The 22,144-nt window shown below is 38.8% G+C and carries 23 protein-coding genes; 10 read left to right on the forward strand and 13 right to left on the reverse strand.

Annotated elements, in window-relative coordinates:
- Window position 1: 1 nt before the first annotated feature.
- The gene (locus tag BLS33_RS14380) at window positions 2–442 is read right to left on the reverse strand and encodes an Hsp20/alpha crystallin family protein (RefSeq protein ID WP_089890667.1); all 441 of its coding nucleotides are present in this window, start codon (window positions 440–442) and stop codon (window positions 2–4) included.
- A 260-nt stretch (window positions 443–702) separates the two neighbouring features.
- On the opposite strand from BLS33_RS14380, the gene BLS33_RS14385 reads away from it, so the two are divergent.
- Window positions 703–1,404, forward strand: a complete 702-nt coding sequence (locus BLS33_RS14385) for a LytR/AlgR family response regulator transcription factor (RefSeq protein ID WP_089890678.1) — start codon at window positions 703–705, stop codon at window positions 1,402–1,404.
- Between the two features lie 26 nt (window positions 1,405–1,430).
- Here the strand turns inward: BLS33_RS14385 and BLS33_RS14390 are convergent, their stop codons facing one another.
- The 3 genes from BLS33_RS14390 to BLS33_RS14400 form a co-directional block, all read right to left on the reverse strand.
- The gene (locus BLS33_RS14390; protein ID WP_245731466.1) at window positions 1,431–1,763 is read right to left on the reverse strand and encodes a hypothetical protein; all 333 of its coding nucleotides are present in this window, start codon (window positions 1,761–1,763) and stop codon (window positions 1,431–1,433) included.
- Between the two features lie 270 nt (window positions 1,764–2,033).
- A complete protein-coding gene (locus tag BLS33_RS14395) occupies window positions 2,034–2,885 on the reverse strand; it encodes a universal stress protein (RefSeq protein ID WP_089890683.1) in 852 nt (283 codons plus the stop codon).
- A gap of 64 nt (window positions 2,886–2,949) precedes the next feature.
- Window positions 2,950–3,786 (reverse strand): universal stress protein, encoded by an 837-nt coding sequence (locus BLS33_RS14400; protein WP_089890686.1) that lies wholly within the window; start codon window positions 3,784–3,786, stop codon window positions 2,950–2,952.
- Between the two features lie 111 nt (window positions 3,787–3,897).
- Here BLS33_RS14400 and trxA point away from each other — a divergent pair, with 111 nt between their 5' ends.
- On the forward strand, window positions 3,898–4,197 hold the full coding sequence (gene trxA, locus BLS33_RS14405; protein WP_089890687.1) for a thioredoxin: 300 nt from the start codon (window positions 3,898–3,900) through the stop codon (window positions 4,195–4,197).
- A gap of 75 nt (window positions 4,198–4,272) precedes the next feature.
- Here the strand turns inward: trxA and BLS33_RS14410 are convergent, their stop codons facing one another.
- Complete coding sequence (locus tag BLS33_RS14410) at window positions 4,273–5,112, reverse strand: universal stress protein (protein ID WP_089890688.1); 840 nt, start codon at window positions 5,110–5,112, stop codon at window positions 4,273–4,275.
- A 56-nt stretch (window positions 5,113–5,168) separates the two neighbouring features.
- On the opposite strand from BLS33_RS14410, the gene BLS33_RS24875 reads away from it, so the two are divergent.
- Complete coding sequence (locus tag BLS33_RS24875) at window positions 5,169–5,333, forward strand: hypothetical protein (protein WP_176801393.1); 165 nt, start codon at window positions 5,169–5,171, stop codon at window positions 5,331–5,333.
- Between the two features lie 18 nt (window positions 5,334–5,351).
- Here the strand turns inward: BLS33_RS24875 and BLS33_RS14415 are convergent, their stop codons facing one another.
- On the reverse strand, window positions 5,352–6,308 hold the full coding sequence (locus tag BLS33_RS14415) for an ROK family protein (RefSeq protein ID WP_089890695.1): 957 nt from the start codon (window positions 6,306–6,308) through the stop codon (window positions 5,352–5,354).
- A gap of 135 nt (window positions 6,309–6,443) precedes the next feature.
- Here BLS33_RS14415 and BLS33_RS14420 point away from each other — a divergent pair, with 135 nt between their 5' ends.
- Together BLS33_RS14420 and pckA are read left to right on the forward strand one after the other, a co-directional pair.
- Entirely contained in the window at window positions 6,444–7,229 is a 786-nt protein-coding gene (locus tag BLS33_RS14420; RefSeq protein WP_176801394.1) for a universal stress protein, read from the forward strand.
- 29 nt (window positions 7,230–7,258) lie between these two features.
- Entirely contained in the window at window positions 7,259–8,893 is a 1,635-nt protein-coding gene (pckA, locus tag BLS33_RS14425) for a phosphoenolpyruvate carboxykinase (ATP) (protein ID WP_089890700.1), read from the forward strand.
- Window positions 8,894–9,079: 186 nt separating this feature from the next.
- Here pckA and BLS33_RS14430 read toward each other — a convergent pair whose 3' ends face one another.
- Window positions 9,080–10,408, reverse strand: coding sequence for an ATP-dependent 6-phosphofructokinase (locus BLS33_RS14430; RefSeq protein ID WP_089890702.1), 1,329 nt, complete (start codon window positions 10,406–10,408; stop codon window positions 9,080–9,082).
- Window positions 10,409–10,637: 229 nt separating this feature from the next.
- Between BLS33_RS14430 and BLS33_RS14435 the strand changes: the two genes are divergently transcribed.
- From BLS33_RS14435 to BLS33_RS14455, 5 genes are all read left to right on the forward strand, one after another.
- Window positions 10,638–11,075 (forward strand): hypothetical protein, encoded by a 438-nt coding sequence (locus tag BLS33_RS14435; protein WP_089890704.1) that lies wholly within the window; start codon window positions 10,638–10,640, stop codon window positions 11,073–11,075.
- 244 nt (window positions 11,076–11,319) lie between these two features.
- The gene (locus tag BLS33_RS14440) at window positions 11,320–11,724 is read left to right on the forward strand and encodes a hypothetical protein (RefSeq protein WP_089891158.1); all 405 of its coding nucleotides are present in this window, start codon (window positions 11,320–11,322) and stop codon (window positions 11,722–11,724) included.
- 102 nt (window positions 11,725–11,826) lie between these two features.
- Window positions 11,827–12,102, forward strand: coding sequence for a heavy-metal-associated domain-containing protein (locus tag BLS33_RS14445; protein WP_089890706.1), 276 nt, complete (start codon window positions 11,827–11,829; stop codon window positions 12,100–12,102).
- Window positions 12,099–13,088, forward strand: coding sequence for a Tll0287-like domain-containing protein (locus BLS33_RS14450; RefSeq protein WP_089890709.1), 990 nt, complete (start codon window positions 12,099–12,101; stop codon window positions 13,086–13,088). The genes BLS33_RS14445 and BLS33_RS14450 overlap by 4 nt, the downstream gene beginning before the upstream one ends.
- Window positions 13,089–13,353: 265 nt before the next feature.
- Entirely contained in the window at window positions 13,354–13,551 is a 198-nt protein-coding gene (locus BLS33_RS14455) for a DUF6132 family protein (protein ID WP_089890712.1), read from the forward strand.
- Between the two features lie 5 nt (window positions 13,552–13,556).
- Here the strand turns inward: BLS33_RS14455 and BLS33_RS14460 are convergent, their stop codons facing one another.
- The 6 genes from BLS33_RS14460 to BLS33_RS14485 form a co-directional block, all read right to left on the reverse strand.
- Window positions 13,557–14,393, reverse strand: a complete 837-nt coding sequence (locus tag BLS33_RS14460) for a universal stress protein (protein ID WP_089890715.1) — start codon at window positions 14,391–14,393, stop codon at window positions 13,557–13,559.
- 38 nt (window positions 14,394–14,431) lie between these two features.
- Entirely contained in the window at window positions 14,432–14,821 is a 390-nt protein-coding gene (locus BLS33_RS14465) for a DUF302 domain-containing protein (protein WP_089890717.1), read from the reverse strand.
- Window positions 14,822–14,837: 16 nt separating this feature from the next.
- Complete coding sequence (locus BLS33_RS14470) at window positions 14,838–15,650, reverse strand: universal stress protein (RefSeq protein ID WP_143017621.1); 813 nt, start codon at window positions 15,648–15,650, stop codon at window positions 14,838–14,840.
- A 212-nt stretch (window positions 15,651–15,862) separates the two neighbouring features.
- Window positions 15,863–16,450 carry an HD domain-containing protein gene (locus tag BLS33_RS14475; RefSeq protein ID WP_089890722.1) on the reverse strand — a complete coding sequence of 196 codons (588 nt, stop codon included), beginning with the start codon at window positions 16,448–16,450 and terminating at the stop codon, window positions 15,863–15,865.
- Window positions 16,451–16,603: 153 nt separating this feature from the next.
- The gene (locus tag BLS33_RS14480; RefSeq protein WP_089890724.1) at window positions 16,604–17,737 is read right to left on the reverse strand and encodes an efflux RND transporter periplasmic adaptor subunit; all 1,134 of its coding nucleotides are present in this window, start codon (window positions 17,735–17,737) and stop codon (window positions 16,604–16,606) included.
- A 10-nt stretch (window positions 17,738–17,747) separates the two neighbouring features.
- Window positions 17,748–22,094, reverse strand: a complete 4,347-nt coding sequence (locus BLS33_RS14485) for a CusA/CzcA family heavy metal efflux RND transporter (RefSeq protein ID WP_089890727.1) — start codon at window positions 22,092–22,094, stop codon at window positions 17,748–17,750.
- Window positions 22,095–22,144 lie beyond the last annotated feature (50 nt).

The following is a 22,144-nucleotide window of genomic DNA, read 5'->3' on the forward strand; positions in this document are numbered from 1 at the left end:
ATCATAAAATATCAATTTTTCTTTTTGCCATTTTTTTGGCCTCTTCTTTTTTCAACAAATGTAATTTTAGAATTCCATTCTCATAAGTTGCTTTCACTTCTTTTGAATCGTCAACTGTTTTGGGTAGCTGTAACGCGCGCCTGAAAGAGCGATAGTTGAACTCCTTTCGGGTATAATCACCATCTTTTTCTTCGAGGTCCGCCTTTTTTTCAGCGGCAACTTCCAAGATGTCATCTTTTAGGGTAATTTCAAAATCTTTTTTTTCGAAACCTGGTGACGCCAGCTCAATTTCGAAATCATTATCGTGTTCCTTAACATTCATCGCCGGTAATGATTTTTCAAGATTAAAGAAATTGTCATTGAAAGCATTATTGTTTTCAATGAAATCAGTAAGGCCATAATTCCAAGGCCATCGGTTGCTGTTAAATTTAACTAATGACATAATTATTGGGTTTTAAGATTACTAATTGCTTAATAAGTCCCACTAAGATAATCGGAAAGAAGCAGCAATGAAATGACAAATATCAGTTCTTTGGTTTTTGTTTTAAAAAAAATAGTGCCGGCAGAAAGCACTTAAAAAATGGCTTAACCTGACTTTTATCATTGTTTAAGGAGTGCTTTCAAGTTAGCTTTGATTGGTATTCATGAACCAAATAATGAGTTCGATCTATAGATTGAAAAATTAAACCTAATCTAAAAGAGATGAATAAAGATGTATTAAAATGTATCGTAATTGATGATTCTACGGTATCAAGACACGCCATTGCCACAATGATAAACAATCATTCTGATTTGGTCTTGGTGACTACATATCGAAATGCCATAGAGGCTTTAAATAATAAGGCGCATGAAAATATCGACCTTATATTTCTCGATGTTGAAATGCCGCGTATGAACGGATTCCAGTTTTTAGAAGCCTTGGAACAACGGCCGCAGGTGATTCTCGTTTGTGATAAAGCCGATTATGCCCTAAAAGCCTTTGATTATGCCATTACGGACTATCTGAAGAAACCTTTGGACAAACGTCGTTTTGATAATGCCATACGCCGAGCGCTTGCAAAGCACAGAATGAGTAACCGGATTACCGAAAAGGATTGCATTGATGTCAAATGCAATTTGCAAAAAAAGAAAGTAATAATTGACCACATCAATTTTATTGAAACTATTGGAGATTATATTCGGTTGGTAACCGACGATGGAAACCTTCTGGTACTTACTACCTTGAAATCATTTCTGAAAAAGTTACCTAAAGATAAATTCATAAGAATTCATAGATCTTATTGTGTAAACGTAACCAAGATAGACCAATTTTGTACAACTATGCTTGAGATTGGAGGAAGGGAGATTCCCATAAGTCGAGGCAAGAGCGAGGAACTTGAAAAAATGCTTAACTACGCGTGCTAATTGATAATGACCTTTTTAGAAGACCGTTAATGCGGTTTTCTTTTTTTTAATATAGCTCCGGCATAATTAAATATTTCAGTCTTTAGGGTTTGAAAATCTTGGATACAATCGACAACTTGAGCCTCAATAGCTTTATGTTTTCGATCAAAACCCAGGTCACAGCTTTCATCTTTACATTCAAAAATGCCACCAAGGTTTTTTTCATGAGTAATGATACGTTCGAGAACTCGGCTTTTTGCTTTTTTCGACTTCTCTAATCGCCCTAAATAATCTTGCAGGCGTTCAAACAGGTCAGGTGTGTCAGGCTCAAAAACATAGGAAGTCAGCAGCCGATTTATAAAGAGAATCTCATCTTCCATGAACCACAGTTTAGACCTCCAATTTTGGCAGTCATAGTAGAAGGTTTCTGTTTTCTTTGCCTGGTTCGATTTTGTAAGAAAGTTTCTGTTCATAGTCCCCGTAGCATTGTGATTTCTCCATGAAGTTAAATCATAAACTAATGAAAAGCAATGATTTGGGTCCGTTTAGGCGTTAAAAAATACGTTAATTCCCCTCAAGCTCCCACAGCGCATGAACGTGTGGCCCTATCCAAAAATCCAATTTTTTGGGGCACTGCCACAATAATCGATTTAAGAGTGGTCGTTCAATGTGAATACGGGAACACGGGAGTGGTATCCTAATTCCTTCACCAAAGGATTAGACCACATGCTGCCAAAAAAGCGGTGCTTTTTGTTAAGAAAAGCCACCATATCACTGTTACGGCTTTCGATAAATGCATTGATCCCTGTATGTACTTTTACACCCTCTAGGCTATGGAAACTATGACTGGTATTTTTCAGAATATCTTCTAGTAGCTCCTTATTGTTTTCTTGGGCCTGCGAGAGTTTTTCTTTTTCCTTAACATGCAGAATGCGTATAGCGGTGCCGTACATTTTTCCGATTTCGATGAGGTAATTGAGTTCCCTACGCTTGAAAGGTGTTTTATAATCGGTAGGGAAAACGATTTCTTTGGGCGGGGCAAAACGAACATCTTCAGGTATGGCAAGAACCGGACACTCGGTCACTTCTTCCATTAAGTTGATCGTGTTCGTGCCGTAGATTACGGTATGTGAACCCGTACGGCCCTTGGTGCCCATGACGATGATGTCGATGTCATGTCTTGCAATGGTATTTTCAACGGCTTCGAATAAAAAACTAAAGGTAGATATAGTATGATAGGTATGCTTTGGATTTTTAGGATTTAAGTTTAAAATCTCCATCAACTCTTTAAAACGATGTTCCGATTTTGATTTTGCAGCTTCAAAAGCGCTCTCACCCGGTTCGGGCACCATCATCGCATTATCGAGATTATAACCATCGACCTGGTAAACATTTAAAAAATAGAAATCGCATTGTTGATCTGCATAAAGGGCCAACGCATACCGAATGGCGTTCAACGCATTTTTTGAGAAATCGGTCGGCAACAATATTCGCTTTTCCATAGTGCATTTTTAAAAGTTAAAGTATAAAAATAGGGTTTAAAGTTACCGTACGCTATGACAAATGTCAGTCTGAATCAGGAATTACCAAAAAAGGGATATCTAGATTAAAGGCCACTCTTTTAATAACAGGTTCACGTGTCACCCGTTCTAAAATACTATGTTCGTAATTCACCATGGCAAGGAAGTCGATTTCCAATTCCTTTAAAAAGGTGGTAATAGAGTTCGCTTTGTTCTTGAAAAGTGGCATCCAATGAAATGAATTTTCAAAAGGTAACAAGTAATCTAGCAAAATGCTTTTGTTCATGGTCTGGTATTTATCCAAAACCTCTTCTTCGTTGATATGCATCACACAAATTTTAGATCCATATTGTTTGGCCAAGAAAAGTAGCGGATGAAGAAGCCCGGCATCATAAGGGCGATGGTAGTCGGTTACAAAAGCGATTTGTTTAGGTGGAACAAAATCTATTTCTTTAGGAATGGTTAAAACCGGACATTTTTTAACAGTGCTTATGGTACCTAAGACATTGCTTCCCAAAAAAATGGCTTCAATTTCAGAGCACCCTGTATTCCCCATAACTACTAGATCGATTTCCTTTTTGTCAACAATGTCGGCAACAATATGTGTCAATTCGCCATATTCCGAAATGGTCTTGAAAACATGTTTTGAATCGGGGTCATCTCGTTTGATACGATGTTTAACCGCCTTTAGACCTTCTTGCGATTCATCTTTGAGTTGTTGTATCAAATCTTTACCGGTACTCTTACTCAGTAACGGGGTAAATTCGTCATGTACGTTGAGTATAAAAAAGGTACAAGGTTTGTTCTTTACCAATTGTACGGCATGAAAAAGAGCATTGTAAGCATTGCTCGAAAAATCGGTAGGTACCAATATTTTTTCCATAGTAATTAAGTTTGAGTTAAATATAATGTGGATGTAAGCTAAAAACCATGATATTGGTCAGTTTCTTTTTTTATCTATTTAGCTATCTTGCCCAATAAAAATCTTGATAAGATGAAAAGTAGTTTTCAAAACATTATAGATTCTAAAACTCCAGTTTTAGTTGACTTTTTCGCCGATTGGTGCGGACCGTGTAAAATGTTGGCACCCATATTAAAACAGGTCAAGGACGAATTGGGGGACAACGTAAAAATCGTAAAAATCGATGTAGACAGAAATCAGCCTTTGGCGAATCAATATCAAGTACGTGGAGTACCTACAATGTTATTGTTTAAAAACGGAAAACAAGTTTGGCGACAGTCTGGCGTACTTCAAAAAAATGATATTGTAGCGACAATTAAATCCTTCACTTAAAGACATTCTAACAAAATAAATATGCAATCCTTGTCTATTATAGATAAAGGTCCGCATATTTATTTGTTGTGCATACTATTCGTGCAGTACCAAAAATGGTACGTCTGTATGGTAACTGATTTTCTCTACTTTCGGACGGAACAATATGCGTTGAAAGAAGTTTAGGTTTTTGGCTACCATTGCAATCATGTCTATATCCCTACTTTCAGTAAAACATTGTACCGCGGTCTCAAGTTCTGTACCTGTCAAGGAATGAAAGGTATGATCTACATCAATAAGATAGTCATGTAAAAAGTCCTTGTTTTTTTGCTGTTCCTCGCTCAATTTTTCTCCCTTTTTAGAAATGTGTAGAATACGCAACATGGCCTTGTTCATGGTGGTCATTTGAATCAAGGTATCCAATACTTTTATGTCATAACCAATATGAAAATCAGTCGGAAAAGCAATTTCGTTAAGGTTTATATAGGTCGCATTCTCAGGTACGGCCAATAACGGACATTTTACCTTTGTGATCACGTCACCGGTGTTGCTGCCAATGGTTGCTTTTTTTAGGCCAGAAGCTCCCTTGGTACCCATGATGATAAGTTCGATTTTTTTGACTTCGGCTTCTCGCTTTATAGCATCTACCAAATAGTCATAAAAAGCCAAAGGCACAAAGGTGTGCTTCGTATTAAGGGGGAGTTCGGTTTCAATTCTTTTGAACAACTTTTTAAGGTCGGCCTTGCTTTCCTTTAAAATGATATCCTTGAAATTATCGCCAGAAACGCGAATTGAACTTCCTGCACCAGAATAAGGTGGTAGGGGATTTATGTGCATTATATGGAATGTACATTTCGTTTTTTTGAAAAATTCAAGCCCATATTTAAGAGCGTTCCATGAATTTTCTGAAAAGTCGGTCGGAATCAATATCTGCATCGTTCAGGATATTTTATATTATATCCCAAAGTTACAAGGGTAAAATGGGGCATAAAATGACCATTGTCATATCTGAAAAGCTAGATTTTTATTTAAGAGTGCAGGCAGGAAAGATTTTCCTTACAGAAGCGAGGTATAAATCAACAATTATCTGTTTTGAAACGGAACTTTTGACACGATTTTTATTTCAGCTTCTACCCAAGGTTGAAGTCGGCTATTAATAAATTATTTGGCGAGCTCTAGTTTTGCTCTTCCCAAATTAGTGCCGCAGCTCCACAGATAGCAGCTGTTTTACCCTCCATTCCCGAAGTAAGTATTTTTACTTTTCCTTTATAGACTTCCAGTAAATAATCTTCAAAATACGTTTGTAGCGGGTCTAAGATCCATTTGCCGCTATTTACCAAGCCTCCCATCAAGAAGAAAGCTCTTGGTTGTGTGAATGCCGTAAAATTGGCGAGTGCCAATCCCATAATTTTTGCGGTATAATCAAAGGCTTTAAGGGCTATAGGGTCACCTTCTTCCGCTGCTTTGGTAATGTCTTCACCATGCAGGTCGTTATAGGCTACGTCTCGAAAACGACTTTCATCCATATATTTGCACAACATATATAATACGGTACGTTTAAGCCCGGTAGCCGAAACGTAGGCTTCCAGTCCGCCGCGAACGTTAAGACCGGTCAAACGCCCATCCCCCAAAGTCATGTCAATATGACCGAGTTCACCTGCAAATCCGTCGTAGCCCTCTATCAATTTTCCGTTGGCGACGATGCCCGCACCTAAGCCCGTACCCAAAGTAATGACAATAAAGTCGTTCATATTCTTTGCGTTGCCAAAAAGCATCTCTCCCAATGCAGCGGCACTGGCATCGTTCATAATGCGCATGGGTACATCGAGGTGTTGTTTAAATTTTTCGAGAACAGGTACGGAACCTTTCCATTTTAAATTTGCGGCATTTTCAATAGTACCATTTCGGCTAGAAGCATTGGGCGCACCGATGCCACAACCGATAAGATTTACAGGGAAATCCAGCTTAGCTTCGAGTGCTTCGATTTCTGTTTTTATCCGAATTAAAAAGTCATCGAAATTTTCAAATTCCTGTGTTCTGAAAAATGACTGTTGAAGGCAGTCACCATTTTTGGCTACCAATCCAATTTTTGTTTTGGTACCACCGATATCAATTCCAGCTACTAAATCCATCGTGCTAATTTATAAAGTATACTTCTGAATTTCAATAGTAGCCACTTAATTTTTGTCGGCGCATGACTATTGTCATTTTTTGCCCGATAATCGATGGGTAGTTTTGTAGTGAATCACTTAAAAAACCATAGTGCAATGGACAGAATTTCTACAATACTCGTACCCTTTGACTTTTCAAATATTGCTAAAAGTGCATTGGAGTACACCGCGGCCTTTGTGGGACGCAATGATGATATAAAAATTGTGCTTGCACATATTTCAGGGAATAGCAACTTTAGTATTCTTCCTGAAAACTTAAAAAAAATCGAAGAAAAGTACAATTCAAAACTTAAGAATAAATTGGAATGGGTGACACAAAGTGGCTCTTTGACAGATGCCTTATTGTCCATACAAAAAACAAGACAGGTCGATATGGTCATTATGGGCACTTCGGGTACCCAGAAAGAAGGTGACGCTGAAATGACCAATACTTCGAAGTTTGTGTTAGAAGCCGATTGCCCCGTTTTGGTAGTGCCGAACGGCTATAAAGAATTTAAATTAAAGCGAATTGCCTTGGTCTTGGGTAATGAAGAGATAGAAGACACCCACGTTTTGGGTAGACTATTACAGGTGGCCCGAAGGTTCAATGCCCAAGTGCATGTAGTAACTGTTGAAAATAAACCTGGTAACTACGGCTACTCAAAAGAAGAGGAAAAGAACGAGAATGCGGTAGAATATTATCTAGAAAGTTTTTATGCCGAGCGTGTTTTTATAAAGAATAAAGATGTTGTCGAAGGTATATTGGATTATGCCACCAAAAAAGAACTTGATCTTATAACCATATTGCCAAGAAATCACAGCAAGCGAAGCGAACCTTCTGAAGGTCAACTTACACAATTGTTGACTGTGCATTCACAAGTGCCCTTGCTGGCCATAGATTAAAATTTTATAAACCTTTCAAACTAAAAATTATGGACGAAACACTATCGAAAACCTCAAACAAGAATCTTCAGAAATACGGATTGGAAAAGGTCAATGCCCATTGGAACCTTGATGGAGAGACACTTCAGGAATTGACCGTTGCAAAAGGCATGGGTACAGAAACAGTGAATGGTACACTCTGCGTAAATACAGGTAAATTTACAGGAAGGTCACCCAAAGACCGTTTTTTGGTAAAAGACGATTACACCAGTGATAAAGTTTGGTGGGGCCGTGTAAATAAGCCGATAGCACCCGAAAATTTCGACAAGCTCTACAATGAAGTCGCAAAATATCTATCGGGAAAGGAAGTTTATATACGTGATGCGTATGTATGTGCCGATCCCAAATACCGTATGAACGTGCGTACGATTACCGAATATCCATGGTCAAATTATTTTGTAAAAAACATGTTTCTTCGGTTGAAAGATGATGAACTTGAAAATTTCGAGGAGGATTGGCTAGTGCTTTGTGCACCGGGCTATGAGGCTAAGGAACCCAAATCTTTCGGTATCGGAAGCGGTAATTTTTCCATTATCAATTTTACAAAGAAAATAGCATTGGTAGCGGGATCGGCCTATACCGGTGAGATAAAAAAGGGTATTTTTTCTGCCTTGAACCTAATTTTGCCAACAGAAAACAATGTGCTTCCGATGCATTGTTCTGCCAATGTGGGGGAAGAAGGAGATACCGCTATTTTCTTTGGGCTATCGGGAACAGGAAAGACGACGCTGTCGGCCGACCCCGAACGAAGATTAATCGGTGACGACGAGCATGGTTGGGCAGCTGACAATACCATTTTTAATTTTGAAGGAGGTTGTTATGCCAAGGTTATCGATCTTACCGAAGAGAAGGAGCCAGACATTTTTAGGGCTATCCGTCCTGGTGCACTTTTGGAGAATGTTGTTTTTAAGGAAGGTACAAAAGAGGTAGACTATTCCGATTTTTCGATAACACAGAACACCCGAGTGAGTTATCCTATCGAGCATATCGACAATATTCAGATACCCTCTTTTGCCAAAAATCCGAAGAATATTTTCTTTTTGACTTGCGATGCCTTCGGAGTTTTACCGCCTGTATCGAAATTAACACCTGGTCAAGCAGCCTATCACTTTATTTCGGGCTATACCGCAAAAGTTGCTGGAACCGAAGCAGGAATAAATGAACCCGTTCCGTCGTTCTCGGCCTGTTTTGGGGAGCCTTTTATGCCGTTACACCCAACTGTATATGCAGAAATGCTTAGCAAAAAAATGACCGAAGCCGGTGTTAATGTTTGGTTGATCAATACCGGGTGGACGGGCGGACCTTACGGCGTTGGATCCCGAATCAAGTTGAAATATACCAGGGCGATGATTTCCGCGATTCTAAAAGGAGAACTTGAGAAAGTCGATTATGACCAGCATCCTATTTTTGGGTTGCACATGCCGAAATATTGCCAAGCGGTGCCCACTGAATTATTAGATCCCATGAATACATGGTTGCAAAAAGGAGCTTATGTGAGCAAAGCCATACAACTAGCGCATTCTTTCCATTTAAACTTTGACAAATTTGCCAATCAGGCTTCAGAAGAAATTCTGAATGGAGGGCCTTTAATAGATACCCACCACGCATTGGCCGATCATATTTAGATAGCTTGTCTATTAAAACCCGACACCGTTAACCGAAGCGGTGTCGGGTTTTTTCTACCTAGCTAGTAAACACATGCAATTAAGACATTTGTTTGGCACCTTTATTTTTTCATCTTGAATGTATTAATGAAATCTTGCCGCTGTTCAACCCAGTATGAAAGAAGAATATTGTCTTAAAAGTTCATATCAAGATTGTACCATTGAAAAGGGTTGCCCTGTGCTTTGAAGTGCGGCAAACCAAAATTCACCCGCCAAATCTATTTTCTTTCTTTGGTGCACGACTTTAGATATAGGTAGGTGCACAAATTGATTGTTGACCATGCCTACTACAAATTTGGTCTTTCCGGCCATTGCGCCATGTACTGCGTGGTATGCCAGTCTATTGCAGAAAACACTGTCGCTCGCATTGGCAGGGGCACTTCTGATAATATAACTAGGGTCAATGTATTTGATGGTCGTCTTGATAGATTGGGAATCGAAATACTCCTTAATTTTATCCTTTAACAATAATCCGATATCCCTATGTTGCACATTTCCCGAGGCATCTGTTATTTGTTTTTCCTTTTCGAACAAATGTTGGCCAGCTCCCTCGGCAACAACGATGACCGCATGGTTTTTGAGTTCTAAACGTTTTTTTAAAGCTTCAAAAAAGCCGTTGGGTCCATAGAGGTCGAAAGCCATTTCGGGTACCAGAACAAAGTTGACAACTGGCATCGCTATAGCGGCCGAAGCTGCGATAAATCCGCTATCCCTTCCCATTAATTTTACAATCGACACCCCATTGTATGCCCCGGTTGCTTCGTTGTGTGCGTCTCTTATAATAGGTGCGGCGGTATCGAATGCCGTCTCAAATCCGAAAGATTTATCAATAAGGTCAATGTCGTTGTCGATGGTCTTCGGTATTCCGATCACCGAAATCGGCAGTTGTCGTTTTTCGATTTCATCGCCAATCGCGTTGGCCCCCTTTAGCGTGCCATCTCCGCCTATGGCAAACAACAAATCTATTTTGTTGTTTTCAAGCATATCGACCATTTCCGAGACTGGTTGTGCCCCTCTGGAAGAACCTAACATGGTTCCACCGAACTCGTGAATATCGTTTACCATATCAGGCGTAAGTTCTTTAAGGCTATGGTTGCTCGTAGGTGATAGTCCTTCATATCCGAAGGGTATTCCAATAATTCTTTTGATTCCATAAAAATAGTGTAATGCCATCACAAGACTGCGTATTACATTATTGATACCCGGACAAAGACCTCCACAGGTTACAATGGCTGCCGTAGTATTTTCAGGTCTAAAAAATATGCGTTCACGGGGACCTGCCTTCTCAAGACAAACGGGTGCTTCGTTATTTTGCAGGCATGTATTGAAACCTTGTAATGTAACATCGCTTAATATTCTATCTTTTTCCTCGATAAATTTGTAAATGCTATCACCGGTCATTTGGTCTAGGTGAATGGGGGAAGGAATCGTAGCGGTACCGATTGTTTGTATGTTAAAATTATTGTCCTTGGCCATATCTTATAGGATTTAAAGTTTGTCTTGTTCGGAAATCAGTGAAAAGAACGTTTAGGTTATTTTTTTGACATCATTATTCTTAATGCAGATAGCCTCAATTTGCTATTATCGCAAACTTTATCGTCACTCGATAAAAAATAGACCTTACATGACAAATATCATACTAAAAGCTTGAAATCGAAAGTACTTTTGGGAACAAAGGATAGTTTGAATTAAAAATAAACAAGCCATGGAAAGTTTTAGAAGTAGGCCAAAAAGTGATTACATTCAAAACAGTCAATGGCAAGAATTGTATATTTTGACCGAACATTGGAAGTCAGATCTTTTGTTCTATAAAGATGACCTTAAATTTCTCCGTCATTTGGTAGATAAGTATTTCATGTGGATCAAGAACCAAGACAATTTGGATGGCGTGCGCAGTGTAGGGGAAGCTATTTTGAAAGCGAGCAGGGAATGCGATGAGTTATTGGTGAGGGTAGACCAACATCTATCCCATTTGGCAAACAGTACGGAAGACGATTCGAAAGGTTTTAGAAAGGAACATGAGGAACTAGAAGATGAAATAGCGGAATTCGTTAAAGAGGTAAGGGAGAATAGAAGTCAGCTTTTCAAAATTACGGAATACGTGATGGACAATGAAGAACTACAAGATCATTTGGAGGAATGAAATACCGAAAGGTTGGATTATACTATGGGAGCAAATACGTGGTAGCCGTTTATATTATGGGAATCAATGTGTTTTTTCGAATGATAATATATGTTTTGGCTTTAGTAAAACAAGGCTTCAACGGTAATCTTGCTGATAGGAAAGTTAAGGCGTAAGCCTATAGAAATTAGAATTATTAATAAAAATCCATATTGGCTTAGTCTTAATGGTAATTTTCTCCCGTACCAACAAAAAAATAATTATTATGAAACCAAAAGAGAGAATAGTAAATGAACTTTACCAAAGCCTGGGCAAGTTGTTTTATGCAATCGCCATGGCGGACAAAAATGTGAGGCCGATCGAAGTGGAGGAATTGAATAAAAATGTGCATACGTTTTGGCTTTCCATCGATGAAGTCGAAGACGAGTATGGTACCGATGCCGCACATCAGATTGCCATTGTTTTTGATTGGTTACAGCAAGAAAATAAGGAAGGTCAACAGTATTTTGATGAATTCGTTGACTTTTATAAAGAACATCCCCAAAAGTTCAACGATGAAATCAAAAAGCTTATTATGAAAACCGCATACGACATTGCATTGTCATTCTGGGGTGCTAATAAATCGGAATTGATTCTTCTGACTAAGCTTCGGATGCTTTTGAAAATTTAAAAAGATATCAAAATATATTAATTTTTTGGCTATTGTAACATCGGTTACAGTAGCTTATTGAACAAGGTTGTAATTTTAAATCGACAATATAGAAACTGCACAATGAAAACTTCAATTATCGTACAAAACTTGAGGTGTCGCGAATGCGCAAAGACCATTATCGCTAAATTATCGGAACTTCCTACAATTTCAAATCTTGCTGTAGATGTCGAGTTGGCCAGGGTTTCCTTTGTTTATGAGAATTTTAATGACGCTTTGGTCGTTAAGGAAAAGCTTAGGGAAATGGGCTACCCTTCCATACATTATAAAAGTTCCATCCCCAATAAAACATTTTCATTTGAAGGGGGAGGAGCGGTCTTAAAACTATTGAAGACATGAAATTACTAACCTATTTAGTTCTGGTATTCATATTTGTAGGCTGTAAAGACGGTAAGCAAACTGAAAAAGAGGCCATAGATAAGACATTTGATAATCATACGACAGAAGTTACGAAATCGCATCCTGGAAAGAAATTTTTGGAAAACGAATGTTATATATGTCATAACCCGAAGACTTCCCAAGCTAGTATGGTTGCTCCGCCTATGATGGCTATCAAGCAGCACTATATAGATTCAAGCACTACAAAGGAAGCTTTTACCGAAGATTTGATTCGCTGGGTGAACGATCCCGAAACAAAAACAAGAATGCCAGGAGCCCATAAAAGGTTTGGAGCCATGCCTTATTTACCCTACCCGGATGAGACTTTGAGACAAGTGGCCGATTACATTTATGATAATGATCTTGAAAAACCAGATTGGTTGGATGCTCATTTTCAGAAAGCCCATAGGAAAGGAAAAGGATTGGCCGGTTGTGAGTGTATGTTATTTGAAGACGATCAAACCGACTATACCGATATAGGAATGGAATATGCCTTGGCCGCCAAAACGGCATTGGGCAAAAACTTAGTGAAAGCCATACAGGAAAGCGGAACAGTAGGGGCTGTGTCATTTTGTAATGTAGAAGCGCTCAAATTGACGGATAGTATTTCGGTAATGAAAAATGCCATTATAAAAAGAGTTTCCGATAAGCCCAGAAATCCAAATAACAGTGCCAATACGGAAGAATTGGGATATATTGAACTATTTAAGCGAATGGTGGCATCTGGGGAGGATGTAAAACCTATTGTAAATGTAGCGAACGGAGAAGTTGATTTTTATTACCCCATTACCACCAACGCCATGTGCCTACAATGTCACGGAAAGCCTGAAAAGCAAATTGAGATTGAGACTTTGGCCATGTTAAAAAAGCGATATCCCGAAGATATGGCGGTCGGATATGATGTTAATGAGGTACGCGGTATTTGGGCCATTAAATTTGACGAATGATCACCCCTCTAAAACAGAAAATAATAGAGAATTTGAAGTCAGCTTTCATTTTAATATTATAGGAATTAAAAATTAAATGAATAGTATTATGCTTGTATGATAAAACATATAATTAACCTTTAGACCTTTTAAAAATGAATAGTAAAATGATTATTCCTTTAGTTTCGTGGGAAAGTGGAACGATAATAATTGGAGTTTTTGTAGTAGTTTGTATAGTACTCGTGGGAATCGTTGTTGCGATGATATCGGGCGGAAAGAAAAAAGAATGACATCAAAAAACATTATTTTAACAATTGTCGGCGTCGTAATCGGGGCAATTGCAGGTTATCTATACTATATTGAAATAGGTTGTGTGAGCGGTACTTGCGCCATAACTTCAAAACCTTTGAATAGTACTCTGTATGGTGGGGTAATGGGCGGATTGCTCTTCAATACTTTCAGTGAAAAATCTCCGAAAAAATAGCTCCCTTAAATTTTAAATGTGAGTACCGGTAAACTGGAATGGTTGGCAACATCCATGCCTACGCTTCCTTTTAAAAAGTGGGCCAAGCCAATACGCCCGTGAGTTGCAATTGCTATGGCGTCAGCTTTGATTTCTTTGGCATATGCGTAAATACCCTTTTCTACCGAATAATCGGAAATTTGCATTATTTGTAAATTTTCGGGTAAATCGCCATGATGGGCTACTCTAAGAAAATTATCGATTTTTGATTTGGTTTGGGAAGTGGTTGTAAAGTTGATTCCAGGTTGGTTTACATAAATCATGTGTACATCAAGTTCCATTGCTTTGAACAACTTTACCGCACGTTGGTAGGCGGCTATATTCTCTATTCGAAAATCAAACCCAAAGACAATTTTTTCTATTTTAAAGGTCTTGGTTCTTTTCTTGATTACCAGAACGGGTACTTCAGAAGATCTAACTACTTTTTCGGTATGCGATCCCACTAAAATTTCACCAAGTCCGTCAGTGCCTTCTGAACCCATCACAATCAAATCAACATCCTGCTCTTTGGCTACATTATTGATTTCACTGAAAATCTTATAATTCTGAACAATTCGGGTAATTTTGATTTCTTTTAGCCACGGTCTGTTCAAGAACATATCGAACCTTTTTTTTGCCAATATCATGTAGTGCTCCATTTCCAAAAATTCTTGAGTTTCATTTTTGGTCACCTCTGTCTCTGACAAACCGAGCATATGTAACACCGCAATTTCGGCATTGTATTTTTTTGCCAGGGTCGCAGCGACTTCCAGAGCAAGTTCAGCATACTCCGAAAAATCGATAGGCACAAGTATCTTTTTCATTTTCAGGGTTGGGTTTATTTCTTCTTTTTCAGCGATGCTTATAGGCTCTCGATCATTCTTCTAAGCTTGTCTCTTACTTCGCCGGCAATGACGTTAAGTGAGTCGTTTTCAACGGCCTGCATCGAGGCTGCAGGATCAACGGCAGAGACTTCAATTGAACCTGTATTCTTTTCTTGTACGATTACATTGCAAGGAAGCATGGTGCCAATGTTGTCTTCGGCCAAGAGGGCCTTATAGGCAAAACCCGGATTACAAGCACCCAAAATTTTGTAATTACGGAAATCAACGTCCAGCTTTTTCTTTAAGGTAGCCTTAATATCTATTTCGGTCAATACGCCGAAGCCTTCCTTTTTTAATGCCTCCGTTGTTTTCTCAATAGCTTGTTCAAAGCTAATATTGTCGAGCTCTTTTTTGAAATAATAGTCCATAATTTTTGAGTTTTATTTATTTGATTTTGGGAAGTACCAAAAATGGGATTTCCGTTTTAAAGACGACATTTCTAATAACCGGCTCGCGCATTAATTTTTCAAAATAGCCGTGTGTATTTTGGAACATGGCAACCATTTGTATTTTCTCATTTTCCTTTTCCATTTTAACTATTGTAGCTGAAATGGAATCTTCAGTATCAAGATATATAAAGTTTGATTTAATCTCTTTGAAGTGGTCTCCAAGTAACTCTTTGTTCCGCAGTTTGTCTTCGATAGAAAACTTTTTTCCCACACTGAAATAGACGACAACCAGCTTGTTATCGCTTAACTTGGCCATATTTATTAGGGGCTTCAGTTCTTCTGGGCTAAAGGCATAGCTAAGGTCGTTCGGAAACAGAATTTCGTTGCTATTCGCATTCACTTCATATGTTGTGGGAACGGCTACTACAGGGCACGAGTCTATATTCTTGATCACGTTAACCGCATTACTTCCCATGTAGATTTCCTTCAATGCGGAAGAACCTTTAGTGCCAATGAAAACAAAATCGGCCTGCTTTTCCTTAACAGTTTCTGAAATTGCCTGTAAAATAGACCCACTTATCAATACCGATTTAAATCGATGCTCAGGATTTTGATTTTCTATTTTTAAATTTTTCACCAAATCTTTCAACTTTGCTTCGATGGTTGTTTTGTTTTCGGGAGAGGAGGGAATACTCCGGTAAGCATGGAGAATATAAAACTTGGTTGTTTTCCCCCGGAAAAGCCATAGTGCATAGTCTATTGCCTTTTGAGCATTAGGTGAAAAATCGGTGGTAATCACTATTTTCATAATATCGCGCTTTTTCGTCAGTTTTCTTGAAGTCGACAAACTATCCTTACTTACATTCTAATAGAAAAGACAATTATTCAAATCAAAATTACTCCTGCGCTGACAGTAAACCCATGATATTTGTCAGTTTTAAAATTTTAAATTTTTTATACCTTACCTTTTAACGGATAAAATTGCTGATTTTAATTTCAACCTTAATAGTTTAGACCTGTTCAATAATACCTTAAGATGTTTTTTACCTTTTCTATGTTCTTCAGTTTTGTGTTTTCAAGAATAATTTGACCGTAACTTGTCTTGAATTTGTGTTTCTTTAGGAATGCAAGGTTCGTTTTATGCCATTCCCAATCGCTGTAAGTCTTTATCTTTTCCAATTCCCATTCCCGTCTTAATAATAGCTTTTTGCAAAAAAACAATTCGGTTCCGATGTGGAATAAATCGGCATCACATAATACCTCGGCGTAGACGTTTGATGGTCGCTGGGGCATTTTGGTTGCATCGATACAAGAAAGCACCATCTCGATTTTTTTGGTGCCGTATCCTTCTGATGTCAGATATTCGTTCGCTAGTTCTTTACTTATTTCTTCATGGCCAAAATAAGTTCTTGAATGTCCCGTATCATGAAACCAAGCTGCGATGATGATGGGTTCTGTTTGGTCGGAATCGAGACCTATTTCTTTAGCTATCAATGCTGCATGTTCGACTACTTCTTGGGTATGCATAAGATTATGAAAAGGTAGCTTTTCACAATTAGAACTAGCTAATATTTTTTTACAATATTCTTTAGTTTTTTTAATAATCATGAGAAATTTTTATTAGACATGTTGAAGTGAAGGGATAAAGGCAAGACCAATATGAGTGAAGTTTTGATCTAACTATGACAAGCATATAAAAATATTTAGATCCGTATAAGTTCACAACTTCTTGTTTTAGTCCTTACAATTTAGGAATGTATATTACTCCCCTAGAAGATTAAAAGCCCCCTGAATCAAGAATTGATCCGTTGGTTTATAGTTCTGCGCGTTTTCAATTAGGGAATAACCGTCATAATTGTCTTTTACCTCCACCTCCATTTGCTTTAAATAATAATTACCATCAGCTTCACTATCTAGTACGAGTACAAAGTTTTTGTTTCCCACATTTACTACCGATTGGTCGGGTAACGCCTTCGCTCTGGCGGTTGCGGTAATGATATTGGCTTCGACGAACATTCCTGTTAAAAAGTGGTTTTTTTCTTCTTCCCTTAGATGCCCGTGCACCTTAATAGTGCGACCTTCCCCGATAACTGTGCCCACCAAATGTACTTCAGCCTCAAATGAATCTGGTGATGCTTCGGGAATTTTAAAAGTGATATTCTGGTCTTTTTTAACTTTCATAATATCTTTTTCGAAAACGGAGAGTTCTAAATGAATGTGGCTGTTGTCGATAATTTCAAGAATGGCCGTTGCTGGCGCTACATAGCTACCCTTGGTCACGTTCACTTCGGTCACACTTCCCGAAATGGGTGCGTATATTGTTGTCACGGAGGCGATATTTCCGGCTTCGACAGCAGCAGGGGAAAAATTGAGCATTTCCAATTGTTTATGAAAACCAGTAGCCTTTGCCTGTGCAGTTTTGTACTCGCTCTCGGCTTTTAAATAGCTCTTTTGCGAAGTGATGTTTTCATCGAACATTATCTTCTGCCGGTCGTATTCCGATTTTAAATAGTCCAATTGCTGCCTAACCTCCATGTACTCTTGCTGTAAGGTTACAAATTCAGGATTCTCAATAGTGAGTATTGCTTGGCCTTTTTTGACGACATCACCGATAAGTAGGGGCAGGGTCTTGATATAACCTCCCATAGTAGCACTAACTACCGAACGGTTTTCCGGTGGAACATCTATCATTCCGGTTGCTTTTACGATAACCGGAAATTCTTTTTCAGACAAGGTGCCTAATGCCATATTATTTTGTTCAAATTGGGCCTTGGTTAACTTGATACGGTCATCGCTGATGGCTTCTTTTTCTGTGGTTTCCTTGGTATTGTCACCACAACTGATGGTAATAAGCGATGTGATTAAAATGAATGTTCGATATATAGAATTTTTCATAACTGCTTAATTAAAGGGTGATATAATTGATTTTGATGACTGCCTGGTTGTACCGGTTGAGATTCTCTAGGTAGTCTAGCTGCACTTGATACGCATTTTCCAAGCTTAGGATATATTGATAGAAATCTATTTCTCCATTTTTAAAACTTCCGTTTGCAGTCTTTAGAATTTCCGTAGAGAGCATTGTACCTTCTTCTTTATAATAAATAAGTGCTTTTTCATATTTGGCCAACTCATCAAGCAGTTCTTGTAATCGGGCATTCAATTGAATGTTATATTCCTCCGATTCTTTAGTTGCAATGTCAGATGCAATTTTTGCAGCCTTAATACGTGATGATTGTCCGCTAAAAAATAGGGGTATTTTAAGCCCTAATTGATAACCGTAGAGATTGTTGTTGAGCTGCGAATTGGTTCCTTGAAAATAATTGAATGAAATATCAGGGAGTAATTTTTGCTTCTCAAAAGCGCTTGTGGCCCTAGCCAACGAAATTCTGTTATTGTAAAAATCCAATTCGGGACTGTCCGATAGCGCTATGGCTCTAAGAGGTGCTTTGGTCGCTGGCTCAACGGCAATTTCCAAAGGTTCGTCTACCTGAACGTATTTCATTAACGCCTTATAGGCAATTTCTACATCTTTTTGTGCCTTTTCAAACTGCACAGAAATTTGTCGTCTTTTCGATTGGGCAGTAATTTTCTCGAGATAGGTGGTGGCTCCTAATTCAAATCTTCGCGCGGCTTTACTTGAAAATTCGGCATACAAACTATCTAATTGCTTGTAGATGTTTTCTTTTTTCTTTGCGTATTGAAACTCATAATAAGTAGCGGTCACCGCGCGTGCTAGGTCTTTTTTCTGAATTTCGTAACTGTTCGTTGCCAGTTTGTAAGTATTCTTATTTACTCGTTTTTCAGCAAAGTAAACTGTAGGAAACAAGAAATCTTGCTGTATGCCAATGACATCTAATGGCACCTCATTGATGGCAAGGTTGTTCTCGTCATATTCATAATAAAGATGCGTTTTGTTAAAACTGAAGGCACTATTTATTAGCGCGTCGGTACGGAAGGTTTCCAATTGATTCGCCTTTAGTGCCGCATTATTTTCAATGGCCATAGGAATCAATTCTTGTAAGTTTTTTGGTGATCCTTGCGCTTGTGCGCCCATTCCGAACAAGAGCGTAGCCACAGTTATCATCATCGTAATATTTTTGGATGACGATGATTTCTTGTCCTTTTTTTCCATTTTATTAAAGAAAGCATAGAGAACCGGAAGCACAACGAGCGTAAGTATGGTAGCCGTAAAAAGACCACCAATGACCACCGTCGCAAGTGGCCGCTGTACCTCTGCTCCTGCATTCGTCGAGATTGCCATGGGCAAGAAGCCCAAAGCGGCTGCCGACGCTGTTAATAATACCGCTCGTAGACGGTCTTGTGTGCCTTGTTTAATAAGTGCTTCTATAGTTGTAAATGGCTGTTTCTTGAGTTCCTTGAAATGCTCGATCAATACGATGCCATTAAGTACCGCGATACCAAATAAAGCTATAAAGCCTACGCCGGCCGAGATGGAAAATGGCAGGCCTCTTATCCATAACAACAGTATACCGCCAACCGCTGCAAGAGGAATAGCGGAATAAATCAATAGCGCCTCCTTGACCGATTTAAAAGCAAAGTACAATAAGACAAAAATAAGCAGTAGTGCAATGGGCACGGCAATCAATAATCTGGCTCTTGCACTTTGTAGATTTTCAAATTGGCCGCCGTAAGTAATTGAATATCCAATGGGTAGGTTTATATTTTCTTCAATCAGTCTTTGAACATCATCGACCACTGATTGAAGGTCGCGGTCACGAACATTCACACCTACCACAATTCTACGTTTTGTATCGTCGCGCGAAATTTTGGCTGCTCCTTTTTTGTATGTTATTTCGGCAAGTTCGCTCAAGGGAATTTTACCGCCCGCAGGCAAATCGACATAAAGATTTTTAAGGTTGTCGATATCTTGTCTGTTCTTTTTCTCTAACCGCATGACGAGATCAAACCGCTTTTCTCCCTCGAAAACGCTTCCCGCTGTTTTTCCTGCAAAGCCCATAGAAACCAAATTGTTTACATCATGAATGTTAAGGCCGTAACGCGCGATTTTAGCACGATTGTAAGTAACATTCATTTGCGGTAGCCCAACGACTTTTTCAACTGAAATATCTGCTGCGCCCGCAACATTTGAAATAAGCGATTTAATTTCATTCCCTTTCTTTGAAAGGATGTCTAAGTCTTCCCCAAAAATCTTGATGGCGATATCGGCACGAACACCTGTAATCAGTTCGTTAAAACGCATTTCAATGGGTTGTGTGAACTCTACTTCCATACCCGGGATGACAGAAAGGGCCTCTTTAAATTTATTGGCCAATTCGTCTTTTGAATTGGCAGAAACCCATTCTTTTTTTGGTTTCAATGTGATGATGACATCGCTTTCTTCCATCGACATTGGGTCGGTAGGTACTTCGGCCGCACCAATACGGGTAACCACTTGATTTACTTCAGGAAAATTGTCAATCAATATTTTTTCAATTTGCGTCGTTTTTTCTATTGTGCTGCTCAAGGATGTTCCTGTTTTTAAAACAGGTTGAATAACAAAATCGCCTTCGTCTAATGTGGGTACGAATTCGCTGCCCATGGTTGTAAATATGTAGATCGAAATACTCAAAAGAACGAGTGCTGTAGCCAATACGATGCGTTTGCTTCGTAATGCCCAATCAATAATGGGATCGTAACGTCTATTGATCCAGGCCATCAAGCGAACCGAGATATTTTTATCGGAATTTTTAGACGGTTTTAAAAATAATGATGCAGCGACGGGTACGTACGTAAAGCAGAACACCATGGCCCCAATAAGTGCAAAACTGAAGGTCAATGCCATAGGTTTGAACATCTTGCCTTCAACGCCGCTTAGCGATAGAATCGGAATAAAAACGATGAGAATGATAAGTTGTCCGAATATAGCTGAGTTCATCATTTTAGATGCACCATTAAAGGTGATTTCATCTTTTAGCGCTTGCTTTTCAGCATTTGAGTGTTGAGACAATGCATCGATTTCCGATTTACGTTGGGTAATTTGAAAGGCTATAAATTCCACGATGATTACGGCCCCATCGATAATAATCCCAAAATCTATGGCTCCTAGACTCATTAAATTGGCATCAACACCAAAAATGTACATCAATGAGAGCGCAAAGAGCAAGCTAAGAGGTATGACGGATGCTACGACCAGGCCCGATCTAAAATTGCCCAATAATAGAACTACAACAAAGATGACGATCAAACAGCCCAATACAAGATTTTCCGTTACGGTAAACGTAGTCTTGCCAATAAGCTCACTACGGTCTAGAAAAGCATTGATATAGACGCCTTGAGGTAACGATTTCGATATTGAGGCTACACGTTCTTTAACGGCATCGATTACTTTTTTCGAATTCGCATCTTTGAGCATCATAACTTGGCCGAGAACTTTTTCTCCTTCCGCATTTCCTGTTATGGCGCCAAAACGAAGGGCACTTCCAAAGCCCACTTCAGCCACATCTTTCACATATATTGGAGTACCGTTGACATTTTTGACCACAATATTTTCAATGTCTTCCAAAGATGTCACCAACCCTTCGCCACGTATAAAATAGGCTTGATTTACCTTTTCGATATAGCCCCCACCACTTACGCTATTGTTCATTTCCAAGGCTGTGAAAATATCGTGTGCCGTAATGTTCATCGCATTCAATTTCTCGGTATTTATGGCGACCTCATATTGCTTTAGGAGACCTCCCCATGTATTTACTTCTACTACTCCCGGGATACCTGAAAGTTGGCGTTTTACGATCCAGTCTTGAATGGTACGTAAATCTTCTGTGGAATACCGATCTTTGAAGGCTGGTTCTATGTCCAGAGTGTATTGATAAATTTCTCCTAATCCTGTCGAAATCGGTCCCATTTCAGGAGTTCCAAAACCTTCCGGTATTTTTTCGGAGGCCGACTTTATTTTTTCCGCGATAAGTTGACGCGGTAAATAGGTGCCCAAATTTTCTTCAAAAACTATGGTCACTACAGATAGTCCAAATTTTGAAACGGAGCGAATCTCCTTCACCCCGGGCAAATTTGCCATTTCCAATTCAACAGGGTAGGTTATGAACTGCTCCATGTCTTGCGTTGACAAATTACGGGAGGTAGTGATAACCTGAACCTGATTGTTAGTTACATCAGGTACGGCCCCAATGGGGATTTGGGAAAGGGAATAGACTCCAAATCCGATTATAAATACTGTAAATAAGAGAACAACAAATTTGTTCTTAATACTAAAATCTATGATACGTGATAGCATAATTCATTGAAAAACATAAGTTAATACTAAATTCAAAACACTTTGGTTTT

The organism is Kriegella aquimaris (assembly GCF_900103215.1).
GTDB classification, from domain to species: domain Bacteria; phylum Bacteroidota; class Bacteroidia; order Flavobacteriales; family Flavobacteriaceae; genus Kriegella; species Kriegella aquimaris.

Excerpts from the sequence above, each read along its gene's own strand:
- BLS33_RS14480 (WP_089890724.1), bottom strand. The coding sequence starts at position 17,737 with ATGAAAAATTCTATATATCGAACATTCATTTTAATCACATCGCTTATT.
- BLS33_RS14435 (WP_089890704.1), top strand. The coding sequence starts at position 10,638 with ATGGAAAGTTTTAGAAGTAGGCCAAAAAGTGATTACATTCAAAACAGT.
- trxA (WP_089890687.1), top strand. The coding sequence starts at position 3,898 with ATGAAAAGTAGTTTTCAAAACATTATAGATTCTAAAACTCCAGTTTTA.
- BLS33_RS14395 (WP_089890683.1), bottom strand. The coding sequence starts at position 2,885 with ATGGAAAAGCGAATATTGTTGCCGACCGATTTCTCAAAAAATGCGTTG.
- BLS33_RS14465 (WP_089890717.1), bottom strand. The coding sequence starts at position 14,821 with ATGGACTATTATTTCAAAAAAGAGCTCGACAATATTAGCTTTGAACAA.
- BLS33_RS14440 (WP_089891158.1), top strand. The coding sequence starts at position 11,320 with ATGAAACCAAAAGAGAGAATAGTAAATGAACTTTACCAAAGCCTGGGC.
- BLS33_RS14450 (WP_089890709.1), top strand. The coding sequence starts at position 12,099 with ATGAAATTACTAACCTATTTAGTTCTGGTATTCATATTTGTAGGCTGT.
- BLS33_RS14460 (WP_089890715.1), bottom strand. The coding sequence starts at position 14,393 with ATGAAAAAGATACTTGTGCCTATCGATTTTTCGGAGTATGCTGAACTT.
- BLS33_RS14415 (WP_089890695.1), bottom strand. The coding sequence starts at position 6,308 with ATGGATTTAGTAGCTGGAATTGATATCGGTGGTACCAAAACAAAAATT.
- BLS33_RS14420 (WP_176801394.1), top strand. The coding sequence starts at position 6,444 with ATGGACAGAATTTCTACAATACTCGTACCCTTTGACTTTTCAAATATT.
- BLS33_RS24875 (WP_176801393.1), top strand. The coding sequence starts at position 5,169 with ATGACCATTGTCATATCTGAAAAGCTAGATTTTTATTTAAGAGTGCAG.
- BLS33_RS14430 (WP_089890702.1), bottom strand. The coding sequence starts at position 10,408 with ATGGCCAAGGACAATAATTTTAACATACAAACAATCGGTACCGCTACG.
- BLS33_RS14485 (WP_089890727.1), bottom strand. The coding sequence starts at position 22,094 with ATGCTATCACGTATCATAGATTTTAGTATTAAGAACAAATTTGTTGTT.
- BLS33_RS14385 (WP_089890678.1), top strand. The coding sequence starts at position 703 with ATGAATAAAGATGTATTAAAATGTATCGTAATTGATGATTCTACGGTA.
- BLS33_RS14475 (WP_089890722.1), bottom strand. The coding sequence starts at position 16,450 with ATGATTATTAAAAAAACTAAAGAATATTGTAAAAAAATATTAGCTAGT.
- BLS33_RS14445 (WP_089890706.1), top strand. The coding sequence starts at position 11,827 with ATGAAAACTTCAATTATCGTACAAAACTTGAGGTGTCGCGAATGCGCA.
- BLS33_RS14400 (WP_089890686.1), bottom strand. The coding sequence starts at position 3,786 with ATGGAAAAAATATTGGTACCTACCGATTTTTCGAGCAATGCTTACAAT.
- BLS33_RS14470 (WP_143017621.1), bottom strand. The coding sequence starts at position 15,650 with ATGAAAATAGTGATTACCACCGATTTTTCACCTAATGCTCAAAAGGCA.
- BLS33_RS14390 (WP_245731466.1), bottom strand. The coding sequence starts at position 1,763 with ATGGAAGATGAGATTCTCTTTATAAATCGGCTGCTGACTTCCTATGTT.
- BLS33_RS14455 (WP_089890712.1), top strand. The coding sequence starts at position 13,354 with ATGACATCAAAAAACATTATTTTAACAATTGTCGGCGTCGTAATCGGG.
- BLS33_RS14380 (WP_089890667.1), bottom strand. The coding sequence starts at position 442 with ATGTCATTAGTTAAATTTAACAGCAACCGATGGCCTTGGAATTATGGC.
- BLS33_RS14410 (WP_089890688.1), bottom strand. The coding sequence starts at position 5,112 with ATGCAGATATTGATTCCGACCGACTTTTCAGAAAATTCATGGAACGCT.
- pckA (WP_089890700.1), top strand. The coding sequence starts at position 7,259 with ATGGACGAAACACTATCGAAAACCTCAAACAAGAATCTTCAGAAATAC.